22 protein-coding genes are annotated in these 19,064 nt (G+C 33.2%); 17 read left to right on the forward strand and 5 right to left on the reverse strand.

Annotated features, from left to right (window positions below; genetic code table 11):
• Positions 1–67 precede the first annotated feature (67 nt).
• Entirely contained in the window at positions 68–1,189 is a 1,122-nt protein-coding gene (locus tag A9178_RS00345; RefSeq protein ID WP_068672649.1) for a M20/M25/M40 family metallo-hydrolase, read from the forward strand.
• Between the two features lie 295 nt (positions 1,190–1,484).
• The gene (locus tag A9178_RS00350; protein WP_068671941.1) at positions 1,485–2,741 is read left to right on the forward strand and encodes a DNA polymerase IV; all 1,257 of its coding nucleotides are present in this window, start codon (positions 1,485–1,487) and stop codon (positions 2,739–2,741) included.
• Positions 2,742–2,769: 28 nt separating this feature from the next.
• Here the strand turns inward: A9178_RS00350 and A9178_RS00355 are convergent, their stop codons facing one another.
• From A9178_RS00355 to A9178_RS00370, 4 genes are read right to left on the reverse strand one after another with little or no spacing between them, the layout of a single operon-like run.
• The gene (locus A9178_RS00355; protein WP_068671942.1) at positions 2,770–4,131 is read right to left on the reverse strand and encodes an aldehyde dehydrogenase; all 1,362 of its coding nucleotides are present in this window, start codon (positions 4,129–4,131) and stop codon (positions 2,770–2,772) included.
• A gap of 15 nt (positions 4,132–4,146) precedes the next feature.
• On the reverse strand, positions 4,147–5,067 hold the full coding sequence (gene rnz, locus A9178_RS00360) for a ribonuclease Z (RefSeq protein WP_068671943.1): 921 nt from the start codon (positions 5,065–5,067) through the stop codon (positions 4,147–4,149).
• A 20-nt stretch (positions 5,068–5,087) separates the two neighbouring features.
• On the reverse strand, positions 5,088–6,113 hold the full coding sequence (namA, locus tag A9178_RS00365; protein ID WP_068671944.1) for an NADPH dehydrogenase NamA: 1,026 nt from the start codon (positions 6,111–6,113) through the stop codon (positions 5,088–5,090).
• Entirely contained in the window at positions 6,110–6,844 is a 735-nt protein-coding gene (locus A9178_RS00370; RefSeq protein ID WP_068671945.1) for a glycerophosphodiester phosphodiesterase, read from the reverse strand. Before A9178_RS00370 ends, namA begins: the two co-directional genes overlap by 4 nt.
• A gap of 121 nt (positions 6,845–6,965) precedes the next feature.
• Between A9178_RS00370 and A9178_RS00375 the strand changes: the two genes are divergently transcribed.
• A complete protein-coding gene (locus A9178_RS00375; RefSeq protein ID WP_068671946.1) occupies positions 6,966–7,295 on the forward strand; it encodes an iron-sulfur cluster biosynthesis family protein in 330 nt (109 codons plus the stop codon).
• A gap of 49 nt (positions 7,296–7,344) precedes the next feature.
• On the opposite strand, the gene A9178_RS00380 is transcribed toward A9178_RS00375, so the two are convergent.
• A complete protein-coding gene (locus A9178_RS00380; protein ID WP_068671947.1) occupies positions 7,345–8,265 on the reverse strand; it encodes an aldo/keto reductase in 921 nt (306 codons plus the stop codon).
• Positions 8,266–8,486: 221 nt separating this feature from the next.
• On the opposite strand from A9178_RS00380, the gene A9178_RS00385 reads away from it, so the two are divergent.
• From A9178_RS00385 to A9178_RS00450, 14 genes are all read left to right on the forward strand, one after another.
• A complete protein-coding gene (locus tag A9178_RS00385; RefSeq protein ID WP_068671948.1) occupies positions 8,487–9,032 on the forward strand; it encodes an NUDIX hydrolase in 546 nt (181 codons plus the stop codon).
• Between the two features lie 4 nt (positions 9,033–9,036).
• The gene (locus tag A9178_RS00390; RefSeq protein ID WP_068671949.1) at positions 9,037–10,203 is read left to right on the forward strand and encodes an endonuclease Q family protein; all 1,167 of its coding nucleotides are present in this window, start codon (positions 9,037–9,039) and stop codon (positions 10,201–10,203) included.
• Positions 10,204–10,313: 110 nt separating this feature from the next.
• On the forward strand, positions 10,314–10,952 hold the full coding sequence (gene spoIIM, locus A9178_RS00395) for a stage II sporulation protein M (RefSeq protein ID WP_068671950.1): 639 nt from the start codon (positions 10,314–10,316) through the stop codon (positions 10,950–10,952).
• Positions 10,953–11,054: 102 nt separating this feature from the next.
• Positions 11,055–11,510 carry a ferric iron uptake transcriptional regulator gene (gene fur / locus A9178_RS00400; RefSeq protein ID WP_068671951.1) on the forward strand — a complete coding sequence of 152 codons (456 nt, stop codon included), beginning with the start codon at positions 11,055–11,057 and terminating at the stop codon, positions 11,508–11,510.
• A gap of 215 nt (positions 11,511–11,725) precedes the next feature.
• Positions 11,726–11,932, forward strand: coding sequence for a YqzK family protein (locus tag A9178_RS00405; protein ID WP_068671952.1), 207 nt, complete (start codon positions 11,726–11,728; stop codon positions 11,930–11,932).
• Between the two features lie 3 nt (positions 11,933–11,935).
• A complete protein-coding gene (xerD, locus tag A9178_RS00410; RefSeq protein WP_068671953.1) occupies positions 11,936–12,826 on the forward strand; it encodes a site-specific tyrosine recombinase XerD in 891 nt (296 codons plus the stop codon).
• Positions 12,827–12,888: 62 nt separating this feature from the next.
• Positions 12,889–14,067, forward strand: a complete 1,179-nt coding sequence (gene deoB / locus A9178_RS00415) for a phosphopentomutase (RefSeq protein WP_068671954.1) — start codon at positions 12,889–12,891, stop codon at positions 14,065–14,067.
• A gap of 16 nt (positions 14,068–14,083) precedes the next feature.
• Positions 14,084–14,902, forward strand: a complete 819-nt coding sequence (locus A9178_RS00420) for a purine-nucleoside phosphorylase (RefSeq protein ID WP_068671955.1) — start codon at positions 14,084–14,086, stop codon at positions 14,900–14,902.
• A gap of 139 nt (positions 14,903–15,041) precedes the next feature.
• Positions 15,042–16,226, forward strand: coding sequence for a D-alanyl-D-alanine carboxypeptidase family protein (locus tag A9178_RS00425; RefSeq protein WP_068671956.1), 1,185 nt, complete (start codon positions 15,042–15,044; stop codon positions 16,224–16,226).
• Positions 16,227–16,336: 110 nt separating this feature from the next.
• Positions 16,337–16,690: an anti-sigma F factor antagonist gene (gene spoIIAA / locus A9178_RS00430; protein WP_068671957.1), complete on the forward strand. Its 354-nt coding sequence runs from the start codon at positions 16,337–16,339 to the stop codon at positions 16,688–16,690.
• Positions 16,687–17,127: an anti-sigma F factor gene (gene spoIIAB / locus A9178_RS00435; RefSeq protein ID WP_068671958.1), complete on the forward strand. Its 441-nt coding sequence runs from the start codon at positions 16,687–16,689 to the stop codon at positions 17,125–17,127. Before spoIIAA ends, spoIIAB begins: the two co-directional genes overlap by 4 nt.
• Before the next feature lie 11 nt (positions 17,128–17,138).
• The gene (gene sigF, locus A9178_RS00440) at positions 17,139–17,894 is read left to right on the forward strand and encodes an RNA polymerase sporulation sigma factor SigF (RefSeq protein ID WP_068671959.1); all 756 of its coding nucleotides are present in this window, start codon (positions 17,139–17,141) and stop codon (positions 17,892–17,894) included.
• A gap of 120 nt (positions 17,895–18,014) precedes the next feature.
• Positions 18,015–18,635, forward strand: coding sequence for a stage V sporulation protein AA (locus A9178_RS00445; RefSeq protein WP_156520664.1), 621 nt, complete (start codon positions 18,015–18,017; stop codon positions 18,633–18,635).
• Positions 18,613–19,044: a stage V sporulation protein AB gene (locus A9178_RS00450; RefSeq protein WP_068671961.1), complete on the forward strand. Its 432-nt coding sequence runs from the start codon at positions 18,613–18,615 to the stop codon at positions 19,042–19,044. Before A9178_RS00445 ends, A9178_RS00450 begins: the two co-directional genes overlap by 23 nt.
• The last annotated feature ends 20 nt before the right edge of the window (positions 19,045–19,064 follow it).

Below are 19,064 nucleotides of genomic sequence, written 5' to 3' on the forward strand. Positions count from 1 at the left end.
GATATCTTTTCATTTCTTGTAGTAAATGTAGTAACCTAATAATTAGGAGGTTATATATATGACAATAATGGTAAACGAAAAAAGATTAGTTGATGAATTTTTTGAATTAGTCAAGGTTGATTCCGAAACGAAAAACGAAGAAAAGATTGCTGAAGTGCTTAAGAAAAAGTTAACTGAATTAGGCGTAGAAGTATATGAGGATAATAGTAAAGAAACCACAGGCCATGGAGCCGGTAATTTAATTTGTACATTAGAAGGAAATAAAGAGGGGGTTGATCCAATTTATTTTACTTCTCATATGGATACAGTAGTACCTGGTGTGAACATAAAGCCATCCATTAAAGATGGATATATTGTTTCAGATAGTACCACTATACTTGGTGCAGATGATAAGGCTGGATTAGCTGCTATTTTAGAATCCATTAAACTTTTGAAAGAAAATAAAGTCTCACATGGGGATATTCAATTTATTATTACAGTTGGAGAAGAATCCGGATTAGTAGGCGCGAAGGCTATCGACAAAGAATTAATAAAAGCTAAATACGGTTATGCTTTAGATAGTAATGGAGAAGTTGGTGACATTATAGTAGCAGCTCCGACACAAGCAAAAATTTATACCATCATTAAAGGGAAAACCGCACATGCGGGCTTGGAACCCGAAAAAGGTGTTTCTGCCATAACGCTTGCTGCAAAAGCTATTTCGAAAATGCCACTAGGACGTATCGATGAGGAAACAACTGCCAATATTGGAAGATTTGAAGGTGGAAAACAAACGAATATCGTTGTGGATCACGTAGAAATCTTAGCAGAAGCTAGATCATTAAATCCAGAAAAAATGGAGAAACAAGTTGCTAAGATGAAAGAAGTGTTTGAGAAAACGGCAGAACAATATGGCGGATCAGCTGATGTAGATATACAAATCATGTATCCTGGCTTTAGTCAGGAAGCAGGCGATCAAGTAGTAGAAGTTGCAAGAAATGCAGCTAAAACAATTGGCCGTAATAGTCAATTGCATAAAAGTGGTGGGGGCAGTGATGCGAATATCATTGCTGGTTTCGGTATTCCTACTGTAAACCTTGCTGTTGGCTATGAAGAAATCCATACAACCAATGAGCGTATATCTGTAGAAAACTTGGTAAAAATAACGGAATTAGTAGTATCGATTATAAAAGAAGTTTCGAAAGATTAATCTTTCGAAGCTTCTTTTAAATTTGTAACAGCCAAATCGAGCTAATATACAGTATTGGCGAACTGAAAATACTTTTTCCTTCATCATGTTATTTGCATAAGGCTTGGCAATAACAAGTTTTCTAAGCAGTAAGGAAAGTATAAAATCTTTCCCGTCTGGGGCTCCGGTTACTCGCCCCACCGTAAAGATATGCATAAGTGCAACTAAGGCATCGCCAAAAGGCTTGTCGAATGCCAAGTTTTCTAATAAATTGTGCTATAATAAATGGGATTAAGCAAATAAGGATGTTATAACTATGTCAATTCCTAAACAGAGTAAAAGAAGAATAATATTCCATATAGATATGAATTGCTTTTATGCATCTGTGGAAATGGCTTTTAATCCAAAATTAAAAGGGAAACCACTTGCTATTGCGGGAAACCCAGAGGAAAGAAAAGGGATTATCGTAACGAGTAGTTATGAAGCAAGGGCAAAAGGGGTTAAAACGACAATGAATGTTTGGAAGGCGAAAAAACTTTGTCCTGAACTTATTGTCATGAAACCAAATTTTGAACGATATCGAAATGCATCCAAAGAATTATTTAAAATACTTTCTGAAATTACTCCATATGTACAACCTGTTTCTATTGATGAAGGATATATGGATGTAACAGGTATTTCTTGGAAAGGAACACCACCAGAATTAGCCGGGTATTTACAAAATAGAATTTTAAACGAGCTTGATCTACCATCAAGTATTGGGATTGCGCCAAATAAATTTCTAGCAAAAATGGCTTCAGATATGAAAAAACCTTTAGGAATTACAATACTAAGGAAACGAGAATTAGATAAAACATTATGGCCTTTACCTGTTCAAGAAATGTATGGTGTTGGTGAAAAAACTGCAAAGAAATTACAATCAATAGGAATTAATACGATTGGTGACTTAGCAAAAAAAGACACATATGAATTAAAACAAATTTTTGGTATAAATGGGGAAAGATTAAAAAACAGAGCAAATGGTATTGATTCAAGACCAGTTGATCCAGACGCTATATATGATTTTAAAAGTATAGGTAACTCGCAAACATTGCCGCAAGATACTACTGATGTAAAAGAAATAAATAAATTAATGAATTATTTAGCGGATAATGTTGAAAAGAGAATGAAAAGAAAAGATGCAGCCGGAAAAACGGTTCAACTAATGATTCGCTACTACGATCGTAAAACGATAACTAGGAGTAAGAAATTACAAAATTATATCGATTCTAAATCTGATATTTTATTTATTGCTAATGAGTTATTAGAAGAACATTGGAATCATGAGCCAATACGACTTATCGGAATTACTGTGCAAGATGTTGAAAATAAACAAAATATAGGTCAGCAATTAGATTTATTTACGTACGAAAGTGAAGCAAATAATGAAAAACTCCATCATACCATTCATCAATTAACTGAGAAATTCGGGAAGAATGTTTTTAAAACTTTAAAAGATAATGTTATAGAGGATGGTTTACAACAGCCGCGTACAAGTTTTCAGAAAGACTTTTTAGATGACTATAAAAGGTAAAAAAGTCCAACTTTTAGTTTGGACTTTTTTAGTGTGTTAATTTTTTTACAACAGAATTAGATATCTTTCCTTTTGGATAACGGAATGGTAAATCAAATTTAGTTGTTTGTTTTAATATCCCCTTTTGATGAGAAAAAGTATCAAAGCTATATTTTCCGTGATAAGTGCCCATACCACTAGTTCCTATACCACCAAATGGTAGATGTGGGTTCGCTAAATGGTAAAGTGTATCATTTATAGAACCACCACCAAATGGAACATATTCAATCACCTGCTGTTGTGTTTGTTTGTCTTCTCCAAAATAATATAATGCCAAAGGACTTTCTTTTGTTTTAATTTGGTATAAAGGGTCTTCTAAATTCGAAAAAGGTATCACAGGTAAAATCGGACCAAATATTTCATTTTGCATAACAGGATCGTTCCACGTAATTTTATCTAAAATAGTTGGTTCTATCATTAATGTATCCCTATCATAATTTCCACCATGTATGATTTCTCCGTTTGTTAAGAATGAAACTAAACGATTGAAGCTTTTTTCGTTAATGATTTTAGTATATTCATTACTTTTACTATAAAAAGCTCGTATATATCTTTTAGCAGCTTTTAAAAATTTAAATTTAACTTTTTCATGTACATATACATAGTCAGGTGCAACACAAGTTTGACCAGCATTTGTAAATTTCCCCCAAACAATTCTTTTTGCTGCTAAATTTACATTGGCATCTTTATCTACAATTGCAGGGCTTTTCCCACCTAATTCAAGTGTAATTGGGGTTAGGTGTTCACTTGCTGCTTTCATTACGATTTTCCCAACCTTAGAACTTCCTGTGAAAAAGATAGTGTCAAACTGATGTTTTAATAATTCTTCTGTTTCTTCTTTTCCACCTTCGATTACAGTGAAAAATGAACTATCAAAGTACTCTTCCACCATATTCGCAATTAAAGAGGAGGTCTCCATAGCTAATTCTGAAGGTTTTATAATAACACAGTTTCCAGCTGCGATGGCACCTATTGCTGGAGCCAAAGCCAACTGCAAAGGATAATTCCAAGGTGAAATAATCAATGCAACACCATATGGTTGATTAATAATATAACTTGAAGAACCTTTATGGGTGATAGGGCTCGTAACCTTTTTTGGCTCCATCCAACTTCTAAGATTTTTTATCGCAAAATCAATTTCAGAATAGAGAAAGCCTAATTCAGTAATGAGGGTCTCATGTTTTGATTTATTTAAATCGTTTTTTAATGCTAGATAGATATTTGCTTCATTTTTTTTGAGCATTTGTTTTAAGTTTTCTAATTGTTTTTTGCGAAATTCGTATGTTACGGTATTCCCATTTAAAAAATAGGTTCTTGCATTAGATATGATTATCTTCTCGGTTGTTTCCATAAAAATACTCCTCTTTTAATTGTTGATTACTATCCTTGAAAAATCGAATGCTATCTTGGTATTTGGAAAAACATCTTTTGCTTCATTCAATAGTTGAGTATCACTTTCTTTTTGATAGCGTGATGAAATATGTGTAAGAATTAATTTCTCTATTTCACCTTGTTTTGCAAGGATCGCAGCCTGTTTTGTTGTTGAGTGATAGTATTCATAGGCAAGGTCTGATTTTTCTTGATCGAAGGTAGCTTCATGAACCAAAACATTAGAGTGTTTCACAAATTCTATATGTTCCTCTCGATAACGGGTATCGCCAAGAATGCTTATAACTCTACCTCTTTTAGCAGATCCAATAAAATCAGCACAATTTATCACTGTTCCATCTTCTAGATTTACTTGAGGATTATTTTTTATCTGTTTATAAATCGGACCCGGCATAATTCCGATGTCTTTTAACTTATTAACGAGTAATTCCCCGGGTTTATCTTTTTCAGTAATCCGATATCCATAGCTATCGATTCCATGATCCAATTTTTTAGCATAAACCGTAAAGTCATCATTATCCAGTATTAAACCTTCTTTTATTTCTACAAAGGAAATAGGATAGGTAAGATGGGATGAACTAATTTTTAGGCTAGTTTCCACATATTCTTTAATTCCACTTGGGCCGTATATCGTTAATTCCGTATTGCCTCCTTGAAAGGAGCGGCTACTTAACAGGCCCGGTAATCCAAATATATGATCCCCATGAAGATGTGTAATAAAAATTTTATTTATTTTCCTTGGTTTTATAGATGTATGTAGAATTTGATGTTGAGTTGCTTCACCACAATCAAACAACCAAACACTATTAATTTCCTGTAGCAATGATAATACGATACTAGTTACGTTACGTTCTTTAGAAGGGACTCCTGCACCTGTCCCAAGAAATAGTAATTCCATTTTCTAATCTTCCTCCGACTTTATTTCCAACCACGTTTATATGGAATGGGAGCTTCTAGGTTCGATTTTAATTCATCTGCAGCAGTTTTTGCCCAATAAGGATTACGTAAAAGTGCTCGTCCAATAAAGATTAAATCAGATCTATTGTTTTGTAGTATTTCCTCTGCTTGTAAGCCAGATGTGATAAGACCGACAGCCCCGGTTGCAACATCTATCTCGTGTTTAATAATTTCTGCTCGTTTTACTTGATATCCCGGGAAAGTTGGGACACGGTTAGGAACGACGCCACCTGAACTACAGTCGATTAAGTCTACTCCTAATTCTTTTAATTTGTTTGTAAAATAAAGAATGTCCTCCAACGAATTTCCTTGAACGTCATATTCATCTGTAGAAATTCGCACAAATAATGGCCCATCCCATTCTAATTTTACACCTTGAATGATTTCTTTTAAAAATAAAAATCGTCCTTCTTTATTCCCACCAAACTTATCTGTTCGTTTGTTAGTTAATGGTGATAAAAACTCATTAACTAAATAACCATGAGCCCCATGTATTTCTATAATGTCAAAATTTGCCTCTTTTGCGCGCATAGCTGCTTGTTTAAAAGCTTGGATAGTATGCTCGATATCTTCTTTCGTCAGTTCAAGAGGCTTTCTATACTTTTCACTAAACGAAATTGGGGAAGGGGCATAATTAGGTATAGAATCTACTTCTGATTTTCTTCCTGCATGTGCTAATTGAATTCCCGATTTTGCCCCATAGGTATGGATCTGTTCATTTAATAGCTTAAATCCTTCGATATGTTCATCAGACCATATTCCTAAATCTTGATCAGTGATACGTCCCTCTGGAAGGACACCAGTAGCTTCTATCATGATTAATCCGACTTGCCCTACGGCTCTAGAAACATAATGTGTATAGTGGAACGGGGTAAGCATTCCGTCTTTATTATCGGAAGAGTACATGCACATTGGTGACATAACAATTCTGTTTTTTAGTGTTACATTCTTTATTTGAACGGGGGAAAATAATTTAGACATAGTCATCCTCCTATATTTTTTATTCTATAAGATAATGCTTTATCGGGTACATCTGTAAAAATACCGTCGCAACCCAAATGAAAACACTGTTTCATGGAAGGGTATTTATTAATGGTGTATACCCGAATTTTCATATCCTTTTTACGGCTTTCATTCATAAGTTTATCATTTAACAATTTATATTTAACATGGATGGCATTCGCACCTAAATCTTCAGCATAGGTTACGAGTTTATTATTTTGCTTAGAGGTTAAGTAGGCGACTTCTATCATTTGGTTGACTTCCTTCAGACGCTTTACACTCTCTGAGTTGAAAGTAGAAATAGTGGTGCGGTCTAGTAACTGGTGTTCTTTAACCATCTCGAATACTATCAATTCTAGATGCTTATAATCTATTTTATTATTTTTTAACTCAATATTTAAGTATAACGGCTTAAATTTTATCCAATTTAAAAGTTCCTCTAAAGAAAGGATTGGCGTATTCTTATATTTTCTTGAAAACCATGCTCCCGCATCAAGCTCCCGTATTTCTGCAAATGTAAAATCTTGAACAAACCCTGTTCCATTTGTAGTTCTTTTTACGTTTTCATCATGAATAAGAATTGGAATTCCATCTTTTGTAAGTTGAACATCTGTTTCTATTCCATCCGCTTTCATTTCATATGCTAAGTTAAAGGCTGGTAGTGTATTTTCTGGAGCATATTTACTTGCTCCTCGATGTGCGTATATTTTTGTCATTATTTTCATAACCCCTTTTAGTTAATTGTTCTTCCATTTTATGAATTATGTATGAAAAGCGGACCAAATAATTACTTTAAATATAAATAGTGATATAGTAAATAGGAAGGTGGGATAAATAATGAAACTAAAAATTACAAAACAAGCATTAAACAAGTTAAATGAAGTTAATACAGATAATATGAAATATTTACTACTTTTCTATGATCGTGATGACTGTGGTTGTGGTGTAAATGGTGTTCCAACTATTCGCTTAACGAACGAAAAAAGAGATTATTATGATATAGTAATAAATGATGATATGCCTACATTTGTACCAAACCAGCAAGCTGTGTTTTTTAATAAAGAGTTAAAATTGGAATATCGTAATGGGTTTTTCCAATTACTTAGTAAAGAAGAGACATTAAATGCTTTTATATCACTTCAAACAGTCTGTCCTATAAATAAATAGGTTGATACTTATTCGTATCAACCTATTTATTTTTTTCGCGTAGCCTGTATCATCTATGTTCTTTATACTGAATAGGTTTGGTAATAGCTTTTAATTCTTCATAGATATCATTAGGTAATTCACTTTCTATGTTTATATTTATGTTCTCATTTATTTGCTCGATGGAACTTGCACCGAATACCGTGGATGTTACTGCAGGGTGTTTTAGAACATATTTTAAAGCTAATTCATGCGCACTATATTGATTACCTGCTAATTTCGTTAGTTTTTTAGACATGTTTAGTAGTTCTTCATAAGTGTAATCAAGATAACCTTTATTTCCTTTTTTATTTATTTGCTCGGTTGATCGATTACTTAACATACCTTTAGCAAGTGGTCCCCTAGCCAGAACACTTATTTGATTTTTATGTAATAAATCAAGAGTATCTTCCTCTGGCCTACGATCAAATAAGTTATATTGTGTCATTACTGCATCGATAGAAGAATATTTAACGAATTCGCGGATAACGTTAGGACGAATAGATGAGATACCATACGCTCGAATAATCCCTTCTTTCTTTAATTGTTCAAATGCTTCAATCGTTTCGGAAAGTGGGTCTTCCAAGGTACCACCGTGCAACATGTAAAAATCGATGTAATCTGTTTTTAATCTTTTTAAGCTTTCTTTTACCTCTCTTAAAATATAATCTTTGGATGGATCCCAAAACCAATCCTTTGTTTCTTTATTAAAATGATTTCCTACTTTTGTTGTTAAAATAATATTTTCTCTTTGATTATGGATAATTTCACCAATCATTTCTTCATTCAAGCCGAAGTCGTATAAATCGGCTGTATCGATGTGGTTAATTCCTTTATCAATGGCCAAATCAATTATTTGTTTTGCTTCATTTATATCCGTTCCAAGTGACATGCCACCTAGGGTTAATTCTGAAATAAATAAATCAGATTTTCCCAATTGATTCTTCTTCATTTAATCCCTCCAAATAAACCCGCTAATCTTATATTAATATATTTAGTTGAAGGAAGAAAGGAAATGAATTCAACTTTAAAAAACCTACTATTAATCAAGACCTCTCCGTGTTAAAGCTAATATTTATTTAATATGTGGTCATTAGTATATAAATAATAAAATTTAGTATAAGGAATGGTTATGATAAAATAGAAGTAATGATGATTTAAAGGAGAAAATGCATGAAAAAGTTTGAAGAGAAAACAATAAAGTCTGAGAAGATTTTTGATGGAAAAATCGTTCAATTACAAGTAGATGAAGTTCAATTACCAAATGGTAAAACATCCCAACGTGAGATAATTAAACATCCCGGGGCAGTAGCAGTAATTGCAATCACAAAAGAAAATAAAATTGTATTTGTGGAACAATATCGTAAACCACTTGAAAAATCTTTAATTGAAATTCCTGCGGGTAAATTAGAGCCGGGAGAAAATCCGATGATTGCAGCGATTAGAGAACTAGAAGAAGAGACTGGATACTCAACAAATAGTTTATCATTTGTTACTTCCTTCTACACTTCACCAGGGTTTGCTAATGAATTACTTCACATTTACATTACGAATGATATTAAAAAATTAGATAACCCAAGACCGGCAGATGATGATGAATTCGTAGAGTTGGTAGAATTAACTTTAGATGAAGCGAAACAATATGTGGAAGAAGAGCGAATTCATGATGCAAAAACAGCATATGCTGTTTTATACTTACATGCATTAGAAAGAAGGTAAAGTTTTGAATTCCTATTTTGCGGATTTGCATATTCATATTGGAAGGGATATGTATAATAAACCGGTTAAAATTACCGGGGCAAAAAGTTTAACTTTGACTAATATTTTACAAGAATCCAGTAGAAATAAGGGGATAGATCTTGTAGGTGTTATTGATTGTCATGCCCCAAATGTACAGCAGGAGATTAAAGAGTTAATTAGTGAAGGAAAAGCAAGAGAACTTGAAGATGGTGGTATCCGTTTTGAAGAAGTAACGTTGTTAATGGGATCTGAAATTGAAATTTATGATGAGAACTGTAAAGGTCCGATACACGTATTATGTTTTTTTCCGAACTTAGAAAATATCTCTCTTTTTTCTGAGTGGCTTACAACTAAGATGAAAAACATTACATTAAGTTCCCAAAGATATTATGGAACTGCTAGAGAACTTCAATATAAAGTGAAAGAATTGGAAGGAATATTTATACCAGCTCATGTTTTTACCCCTTTTAAAAGTCTTTATGGGAAAGGGGTAAATCAATCTTTAACAGAGGTGTTCGATCCTGATTTAATTGATGGAATTGAATTAGGATTAAGTTCAGACACTTATATGGCAGACCATATAAAAGAACTTCATTCGTATACGTTTGTAACGAATTCAGATGCTCATTCTCTTCCTAAAATAGCTAGGGAATATCAAGAAATCATAATGGAAAACGCGACTTTTAAAGAGTTTCATTGGGCATTGAATGAAGTAAATGGGAGGAAAATCAAGCAAAATTACGGGATGGATCCTAGACTAGGTAAATATCATATGACAGTTTGTAATAACTGTTTTACAGAGCTAAACCCTGATAGTACAATATGTCCGAATTGCGAGTCGAAAAAAATTATTAAAGGGGTTTCTGACAGAATTCAAGAACTATCAAATGTTGAAGAATCTAATAGGGAACGACCGCCATATTTATATCAAGTGCCTCTAGAATATCTACCAAAATTAGGTCCAAAAACGTTTAAAAAATTATTAGACCGATTCGGTACGGAAATGAATGTTATTCATTACGCAAGTTTTGAAGATTTACTAGAGGTAGTACCTGAATCAATCGCGCAATCTATCATATCTATGAGAGAAGGTAAACTTCACGTAAAGGCTGGTGGTGGCGGTAAATATGGCACTGTCTCAAATGAATAGAATATAGAATTTATGAATAAAAAAGAGATTTTGGTATTTTTAATCGGAATTCTTCATAGTTTTTAATATAAGAGGTTGTATAAGTATCAACTTTGAAATGGAGGATTCCGATGAATAATAGAGCCGTATTAATTCAGCACATGAAAGACTACGCGACCATATATTTGTTTATGGTAATTTTATTTTTAACTGGTATAATTTTTGGTGCTATTATAGTAAACAGTATGAACTTTGTTCAAAAGCAAGATTTATTTTTTTACCTAGAACGATTTTTCCTTCAAATAATAGAAGGTCAATCCATAGAAAAAACGCTCATATTAAAAGAAAGCTTTTTTTATCATTTTAAATATTTAGTAATATTATTTTTACTAGGTTTATCGGTAATTGGACTTCCTATCGTATGGGTTCTTTTATATGTAAAAGGTCTTGTTGTAGGGTTTTCTGTTGGTTTTTTAGTAAATCAAATAGGTGTTAAGGGGTTAATCTTAGCTTCCTTATCCATCGCACCACAAAATTTAATTATTATTCCAGTTTATATTATCGCTGGTACACTTTCGATGATCTTTTCGCTAAAATTATTAAATAAATTATTTTCAAGAAGACCATCTGGACCGATATTCCAGCCGTTTGGTAAATATTTATTATCATTTACGCTTTTATTAGTAGTTGCTATCGTTGCTTCAGGGGTAGAGGCCTATGTGGCGAATGGCTCTATGGAATCATTTATAAAAAAGTTTTATGAAAAATGATTATTAAATTATAATTATTTTAAATATCTACTAATAATATTTTTGACACGCCTTTTCAGAGTGCATATAATAAAATAGATGGTAAGAGGGGAGCGACGAGTTATGGAACATCGGATTGAGCGAATAAAAAAACAGCTGCATTCTCAAAGTTATAAATTAACTCCACAAAGGGAAGCGACTGTCCGTGTTTTGCTTGAGCGTGAAGAGGACCATCTAAGTGCAGAAGATGTTTATTTATTAGTTAAAGAAAAAGCACCTGAAATTGGCTTAGCAACTGTTTATCGTACGTTAGAGCTACTATCAGAATTGAAAATTGTTGATAAGATTAATTTTGGTGATGGGGTTTCCCGATATGACCTAAGAAAAGAAGGGGCTAAACATTTTCATCATCATCTCGTCTGTGTCGAATGTGGGTCAGTAGAGGAAATAGAGAATGACTTATTAGAAGATGTAGAGAAAATTGTACAAAGAGATTGGGGATTTCAAGTTCAAGACCATCGTTTAACATTTCATGGAATATGTAAACAATGTCAAAAGTCAGCGGTAAAAACAACATAATAAGAAAAATGAAGCCTTTTTTTCGATAAGAAAGAGGGCTTTTGTTTTGGACAAGTATTAAGTATTACTAAAGCTTATTATTTTAATATTTGTAGAAAAAAAGATACATTAAAATTAAGTACTATTTAAAAATTTAGATATCTATATGTATATTATGATTTGAAATTGGCATATCTTTAAGTAGGAAGTAACTTTAAAAAGAGGGGATATGCCATATGAAACAATTGATATGGGATACGTTGAAAGTTTTTGTAATCTTTACTATATGTACTTGTCTGTTTTATTTTGGATTAAAGATGATGCATGCAGAATATGAAAATTATCATAAATATGATCAACCTGATGGACCTTCTGTAAAGGTTTTTAATTCAAATGAGGAGATTATAGAGAAAATGAATCTATTTTTTAGATTAGGGGAATAAAATATGTTAAATGATGCACTAGAAGATTATTTTCATTTTTTACAGATTGAAAGAGGGCTTTCTGAAAATACACTAAAGTCATATAGACGAGATTTAAAAGACTATACTAATTTTTTAATGAAGAAATTAGAGGTTAAATCCTGGAATAATGTTACTAGAATTGAAATTATTCATTTTCTATATGCTTTAAAAGATGGGGGCAAATCCACTTCCACTATCTCTAGACATATATCATCTATTCGTTCTTTTCATCAATTTTTAATGAGAGAAAAGATAGTTAACCAGGATGCTAGCTTACATATTGAAACGCCAAAAAAAGAAAGAAAACTTCCTGATGTTTTATCCCAAAAAGAAGTAGAACAACTACTTTCTATTGATACGAAAACCCCTTTAGCATATCGTAATAAAGCAATGTTTGAATTGATGTATGCAACAGGGCTTAGGGTTACTGAATTAGTTACTTTGAATATTAGTGATTTGCATTTAACAATGGGTTTTGTTCAATGCTTTGGTAAAGGATCAAAAGAAAGAATTGTACCTATTGGAGACGTAGCAATACACGCAATAGAACAATATTTGCAACATGGCAGAGGCAAATTATTAAAACAAAATTCTACTTCAACACTATTTTTAAATCAGCATGGAAGACCATTAACTAGACAAGGATTTTGGAAAATATTGAAGAAGATAGCTTTAGAAGTTGGTATAAATAAAGAAATAACCCCACATACATTAAGGCATTCTTTTGCTACGCATTTATTAGAAAATGGAGCGGATTTACGAATCGTTCAAGAGATGTTGGGTCATGAGGATATTTCCACTACACAAATCTATACTCATGTCACAAAAACTAGATTAAAAGATATGTATAAAACCTACCATCCCAGAGCGTAAAAATCTAGATCTTATACATATATAATTTGGAAAACGGGAATATAGTATTGGGAGGTATTTTAATGTCTAATTTTAATCGGATATTTCTATTAGTTATGGATTCAGTGGGTATCGGTGAAGCTCCAGATGCGGAAAAGTTTAATGATAAGGGTGCGGATACTTTAGGACATATTGCGGAAGCGATGAATGGACTTCATATGCCGAATATGGGTGAATTAGGATTGAGTAATATTCGTGAGATAGAGGGAATAGAAAAAGTGGAAAAACCTAAAGCTCACTTTACGAAAATGGAAGAAGCGTCAAATGGTAAGGATACTATGACTGGTCATTGGGAAATTATGGGGTTAAATATTAAACAACCTTTCCAAACATTTCCTGAAGGGTTTCCAATGGAACTTGTTCAATTATTGGAAGAAAAAACGGGAAGAAAAATTATTGGAAATAAACCCGCTTCTGGTACAAAAGTAATTGAAGAGCTTGGCGAGGAACATATGAAAACGGGTTCTTTAATTGTATATACTTCTGCAGATTCTGTGCTACAAATTGCTGCACACGAGGAAATTATTCCAATTGATGAACAATATCGAATCTGTCAAATTGCACGGGAACTGACTATGAATGAAAAATATATGGTTGGACGAGTTATCGCCCGTCCTTTTATTGGGAAACCTGGAGCATTTGAGCGAACGTCTAACCGTCATGATTATGCCCTTAAACCATTCGGTAGAACAGTAATGAATGAATTACAAGATAATGGGTTTGACGTTATTGCTCTTGGAAAAATCTCAGATATTTACGACGGAGAAGGGGTAACAGAGGCTATTCGGACGACAGATAACGATGATGGAATGACAAAACTCATCGAATCCTTAAAGAAAGATTTTAATGGGCTAAGTTTTCTTAATCTAGTCGATTTTGATGCTAGATATGGGCATAGGCGTGATCCGATAGGGTATGGTAAAGCTCTAGAGGACTATGATAAACGCTTGCCGGAAGTCTTTGCTTTAATGAAAGAGGATGATTTACTTATTATTACAGCCGACCATGGGAATGATCCTGTTCACCATGGTACTGACCATACAAGAGAATTTGTTCCATTACTTATTCACCATAAAAATATTAAGCAAGGAAAGGCATTACCTGTTCGGAAAACTTTTGCAGATATAGGTGCAACTGTAGCAGAAAACTTTCAAGTAAAAATGCCAGATTATGGAACAAGTTTTTTAAATGAAATTAAATAGAAGGGTCTGATATAGGATGAAAAATGTTATAAGTGAAGCTAGTTCATTTATTTTGAATAATACTACGAAAAGACCAATTATCGGACTAATCCTTGGTTCCGGTTTAGGTATTCTTGCCGATGAAATCAAAAATGCTATTTCTATACCTTATGAAGAAATCCCACATTTTCCAGTTTCAACAGTTGCAGGTCATAAAGGGCAATTAGTAATCGGAGAGCTAGAAGGAAAAGAAGTTATCGCTATGCAGGGGAGATTTCATTACTATGAAGGCTATTCTATAAAAGAGGTCACATTCCCTGTTCGTGTCATGAAGGAGTTAGGGGTGCAAACATTAATCGTTACAAATGCAGCTGGAGGAATAAATGCAAATTTTAAACCAGGAGATTTAATGGTAATAACGGACCACATTAATAATATGGGAAATAACCCTTTAATAGGTAAGAATGACGAAAATTTAGGTCCTCGTTTTCCTGATATGTCCGAGAGCTACCATCCGTCATTAATTAACCATGCGGAAACATGTGCAAATAAATTAAATTTAACCATTCAAAAAGGCGTGTATGTTGGTAATACGGGCCCTTCTTATGAAACACCTGCTGAAGTACGAATGCTAAGAACGTTAGGTGGGGATGCAGTTGGAATGTCTACTGTGCCAGAAGTAATTGTTGCTAACCATGCCGAAATAAAGGTTCTAGGTATTTCGTGCATCTCGAACATGGCTGCCGGAATTTTGGATCAGCCATTAACACATACAGAAGTGATAGAGACAACGGAAAATGTAAGAGAAGATTTTTTAAGATATGTTAAGAAGATAATTGAAACGCTACTACAATAAAGTTCACCCCCCAAACTGAATTTATGAAATAGAATCCCAAAAGTAGTGAAAAGAGTACAAAAGTATTTGTGCTCTTTTTTTGTATATTTCGATATGAAGATGGAAAAAATAAAAGTATATTGAGTTTGGAGGTAAAGCTATGAAAAAGTGTATTCTCATTATTAGTATGATTTTTTCTATATTCATATTAGGATCATCAGTCTTTGCAGAAGAAAAGTCAGAATCGGAAGAAGATAAAAGTGAATCCATAAATCTAGCTCCTGATGCAAAATCAGCTATCTTGATAGAAAGAGATACTGGGACTGTTTTATTCGACAAAAATGCTCATGATGTCCTTCCACCAGCTAGTATGACAAAGCTAATGACATTACTGCTAATTATGGAAGCAATAGATCAGGGGGACTTAAAAAAAGATGAGATGATTCGAGTAAGTGAACGAGCAGCATCTATGGGAGGTTCGCAAATATTCCTTGAAGCAGGAGAAGAAATGTCTGTCAATGACTTATTAAAAGGAATAGCAATTGCTTCCGGAAATGATGCTAGTGTTGCTATAGCTGAACGACTTGCAGGAAGTGAAGAAGCATTTGTAAAAAAGATGAATGAAAAAGTTAAAGAACTTGGTCTGAAAAATACGAAATTCCAAAATACGACTGGTTTACCGAGTGATGACCATTACAGCACCTCATATGATATGGCTATGATTGCAAAAGAATTATTAAAATATGAGGATATTACAGATTATACATCAATTTATGAAGATTATTTAAGAAAAGGAAAAGAAAATGAATTTTGGCTCGTGAATACGAATAAGCTAGTCAAATTTTATCCCGGGGTTGATGGATTAAAGACAGGTTATACAAACGAAGCAAAATACTGTTTAACCGCAACAGCAGAAAAGAATGATATGCGTGTCATTGCAGTTGTAATGGGTGCAAATACAACGAAAGAAAGAAATGCAACCATTTCAAGTATGCTTGACTTTGCGTTTAATCAATATGAAACGCAACAATTATTCAAAAAGGATCAGGTTGTTTCAAATCTAAATTTAATTAAAGCAGAAGAAAATGATATTGAAATTATTGTTCCTGAATCAGTAAGTACATTACATAAAAAAGGGGAATCTACAGAAGAAGTAAAGACAGAAATTAAATTAAAAGAAGATTTTGCTTTACCTATAAATAGAGGAGATGATGTAGGTACATTAACCGTTAAAAATGGAAATGAAATTATTTTAGAAGTTCCACTGACGGTAAATAATGATGTCACTAAAGCATCCTATTTAACTCTGTTAAAACGCACATTGCAAGAAATGGCGAAATATTAACAAAACCTTCTAACTTAGGCGAATAAGGACTTCTTTTGTCATAAAGCAGGAATTAGCCCTCGTCATCAAGAAGAAGAAATACAGAAGAGTGTAAGGAGGAGATTATTAGAATGGGGCTGCATTCAGTTTTTGATGTAAAAGAAGATGTATTAATTGTTAGACTATCGGGTGAATTAGACCACCATGAAGCAGAAAGCTTACGAGATAAGTGGAAGGATATGATGTATAAAAGTCCTATTAAACATGTCATTCTAAATTTAGAAAATGTTTCCTTTATGGATAGTTCAGGTTTAGGGGTTATTTTAGGTCGATATAAAGAGGTTTTACAATTAGGTGGAGAGATGGTCGTCTGTTCCATTTCTCCATCGGTTAAACGTTTGTTTGAAATGTCTGGATTATTTAAAATTATTCGTTTAGAAGAAAATGAAGCATTTGCGTTAGAAACTTTGGGGGTGGCTTCATGAGGAATGAAATGGTTGTTGAATTTTCTAGTAAAAGTGAAAATGAGGCATTTGCAAGGGTTACGGTTGGCGCTTTTATTTCGCAGTTAGACCCTACGATGGATGAATTAACAGAAATCAAAACGGTGGTTTCAGAAGCAGTAACGAATGCCATTATACACGGATATAACAATGAGCCTAATCAAAAAGTAATGATTAAATGTGTCATTGAAAATGACGAAATTGAGCTAACGGTGAAAGACTTTGGAATAGGAATTGGTGATATTGATCAAGCGAGACAACCTTTATATACTTCAAAACCTGAATTAGAACGGTCTGGAATGGGCTTTACTATTATTGAAAATTTCATGGACTCTGTTAAGGTCACTTCTTCAAAAACTGACGGGACTACACTTTACATGAGAAAGCAACTAGCAAAAATAAAGACGGTTTATAATTAGGATATGGGCCTATGAATGTAAATGTAAAAAAGACGAAGGGTGAAGAAACCTTAACGGATGAACAAGTAAAAGATTATATTTTACAGAGCCAACAAGGCAATAGGGAAGCAAGGGATATATTAGTAGAAAAAAATGTCCGGCTTGTTTGGTCAGTTGTTCAGCGTTTTATTAATAGGGGTTATGATCCAGATGATCTATTTCAAATAGGAAGTATCGGGTTAATAAAGTCAATTGATAAATTTGATCTTTCCTATGACGTTAAATTTTCGACCTATGCGGTACCGATGATTATTGGGGAAATTCAACGTTTTATTAGGGATGATGGCAGTATAAAGGTTAGTCGCTCTTTAAAGGAAATTGGGAATAAAATAAGGAGAAAGAAGGACGAATTAACGAAGCAACTAGGTAGGTCACCAACAGTGAATGAAATTGCAGAAGCTTTGGAAATAACACCAGAGGATGTTGTTCATGCACAAGAGGCATCTAAATCTCCGCATTCTATTCATGAAACCGTATTTGAAAATGATGGGGACCCTATTACACTATTAGACCAAATAGCAGACAATGATACAAAATGGTTTGATAAACTAACATTGCAAGAAGCAATTAAGAATTTAAATGAACGTGAACGACTTATTATTTATTTACGATATTATAAAGATCAAACCCAAACCGAAGTTGCAGAAAGGCTAGGTATCTCTCAAGTACAAGTATCTAGACTTGAGAAAAAGATATTAAAAGAAATGAAAGTAAATATGGATTTGTAGAAAAAGCTTTTAAAAACCATCACTATAATGTGGTGGTTTTTTTCTGTACATTGTTATGATAAAAAGTTTCTACTTGGCAATACTAAACATACAGTTCAGTTATTTAAGGATGGGATGACCTTGACGAACATAGTGTATTTACGGATGAAAAAAAATGCCAACTTCCCTAACTTATGTGAAATTTTCCTAAAAGACATAGCTCATGTTTCAACAGCTGACACTTCTTTAAAGAAAAAATTAGAGAATATACCAATTTATCGCCTAACAAAAAAGGATAAAAATTTGGTGGTTATCGATAGCATCTTAATTATAGAACATTTAACCAAAAATTATGAGGATATTGAGATTCAACTTGTAGGACCAAGTCAAACCATTGTTAGAGTGATTTCGTATAAAAAGTCTAATTCTATTTTCCTCATAGCATGTGTATGGCTTATATTGTTTATCGGAACTGCGATGACTATAGTGAATTTTCATTATGATGTTAGTATGCAGGAAGTGCAACAAAAGCTTCACCTTTTAATAACCGGTGAAGAAAATGAATTCCCATTGTGGATTCAAATACCATATTCCATCGGATTAGGCTTAGGAACCATCCTATTTTTTAATCACTGGTTTAATAAACGCTTTAATGAAGAACCAAGTCCACTGGAAGTTGAAATTTTTAACTACCAACAAGATCTCGATAATTATTTAAGTCATAAAGAAAATAGTTTTAATGTTAGAGAACCTTCTAATTAATTTTGTTCAAGTATTTATTGGGTTTAGTGGAGGTCTTGCGGTAGGTGGTGGATTCGTTGCCTTTATAACGGTATTAGGAGTTATCCCAAGGTTATTACAACTAACAAAATCTTATAAGCTAATCAAATTTTATACCGCTTGTGTGGTTCTTGGTTTAATGATGGGATCATACTTATCCTTTGCCAAAATTAATCTAAATCAATCCTTTATCATTTTAGTCGTATGGGGATTATTCCATGGAATATTCAATGGAATGCTTGCCGCTGCACTAACAGAGGTATTAAATGTTTTTCCGGCTATAATGAGAAGAATACGCATGGAAAATAGTCTCCTTATCCTATTAATGGCAATATTATTTGGTAAGATAGTTGGATCATTATTTCAGTGGACTATTTTGGTTAGGTTGTAATGAGAGTGGAGTGTGGATAC

The sequence above is a fragment of the Oceanobacillus sp. Castelsardo genome (assembly GCF_001659985.1).
Lineage (GTDB): Bacteria > Bacillota > Bacilli > Bacillales > Amphibacillaceae > Oceanobacillus.

What these genes read in the sequence shown, in the direction of transcription:
- A9178_RS00345 (WP_068672649.1), top strand. Translation starts at nt 68, where the DNA reads ATGGTAAACGAAAAAAGATTAGTTGATGAATTTTTTGAATTAGTCAAG.
- A9178_RS00350 (WP_068671941.1), top strand. Translation starts at nt 1,485, where the DNA reads ATGTCAATTCCTAAACAGAGTAAAAGAAGAATAATATTCCATATAGAT.
- A9178_RS00355 (WP_068671942.1), bottom strand. Translation starts at nt 4,131, where the DNA reads ATGGAAACAACCGAGAAGATAATCATATCTAATGCAAGAACCTATTTT.
- rnz (WP_068671943.1), bottom strand. Translation starts at nt 5,067, where the DNA reads ATGGAATTACTATTTCTTGGGACAGGTGCAGGAGTCCCTTCTAAAGAA.
- namA (WP_068671944.1), bottom strand. Translation starts at nt 6,113, where the DNA reads ATGACTATGTCTAAATTATTTTCCCCCGTTCAAATAAAGAATGTAACA.
- A9178_RS00370 (WP_068671945.1), bottom strand. Translation starts at nt 6,844, where the DNA reads ATGACAAAAATATACGCACATCGAGGAGCAAGTAAATATGCTCCAGAA.
- A9178_RS00375 (WP_068671946.1), top strand. Translation starts at nt 6,966, where the DNA reads ATGAAACTAAAAATTACAAAACAAGCATTAAACAAGTTAAATGAAGTT.
- A9178_RS00380 (WP_068671947.1), bottom strand. Translation starts at nt 8,265, where the DNA reads ATGAAGAAGAATCAATTGGGAAAATCTGATTTATTTATTTCAGAATTA.
- A9178_RS00385 (WP_068671948.1), top strand. Translation starts at nt 8,487, where the DNA reads ATGAAAAAGTTTGAAGAGAAAACAATAAAGTCTGAGAAGATTTTTGAT.
- spoIIM (WP_068671950.1), top strand. Translation starts at nt 10,314, where the DNA reads ATGAATAATAGAGCCGTATTAATTCAGCACATGAAAGACTACGCGACC.
- fur (WP_068671951.1), top strand. Translation starts at nt 11,055, where the DNA reads ATGGAACATCGGATTGAGCGAATAAAAAAACAGCTGCATTCTCAAAGT.
- A9178_RS00405 (WP_068671952.1), top strand. Translation starts at nt 11,726, where the DNA reads ATGAAACAATTGATATGGGATACGTTGAAAGTTTTTGTAATCTTTACT.
- xerD (WP_068671953.1), top strand. Translation starts at nt 11,936, where the DNA reads ATGTTAAATGATGCACTAGAAGATTATTTTCATTTTTTACAGATTGAA.
- deoB (WP_068671954.1), top strand. Translation starts at nt 12,889, where the DNA reads ATGTCTAATTTTAATCGGATATTTCTATTAGTTATGGATTCAGTGGGT.
- A9178_RS00420 (WP_068671955.1), top strand. Translation starts at nt 14,084, where the DNA reads ATGAAAAATGTTATAAGTGAAGCTAGTTCATTTATTTTGAATAATACT.
- A9178_RS00425 (WP_068671956.1), top strand. Translation starts at nt 15,042, where the DNA reads ATGAAAAAGTGTATTCTCATTATTAGTATGATTTTTTCTATATTCATA.
- spoIIAA (WP_068671957.1), top strand. Translation starts at nt 16,337, where the DNA reads ATGGGGCTGCATTCAGTTTTTGATGTAAAAGAAGATGTATTAATTGTT.
- spoIIAB (WP_068671958.1), top strand. Translation starts at nt 16,687, where the DNA reads ATGAGGAATGAAATGGTTGTTGAATTTTCTAGTAAAAGTGAAAATGAG.
- sigF (WP_068671959.1), top strand. Translation starts at nt 17,139, where the DNA reads ATGAATGTAAATGTAAAAAAGACGAAGGGTGAAGAAACCTTAACGGAT.
- A9178_RS00450 (WP_068671961.1), top strand. Translation starts at nt 18,613, where the DNA reads ATGTTAGAGAACCTTCTAATTAATTTTGTTCAAGTATTTATTGGGTTT.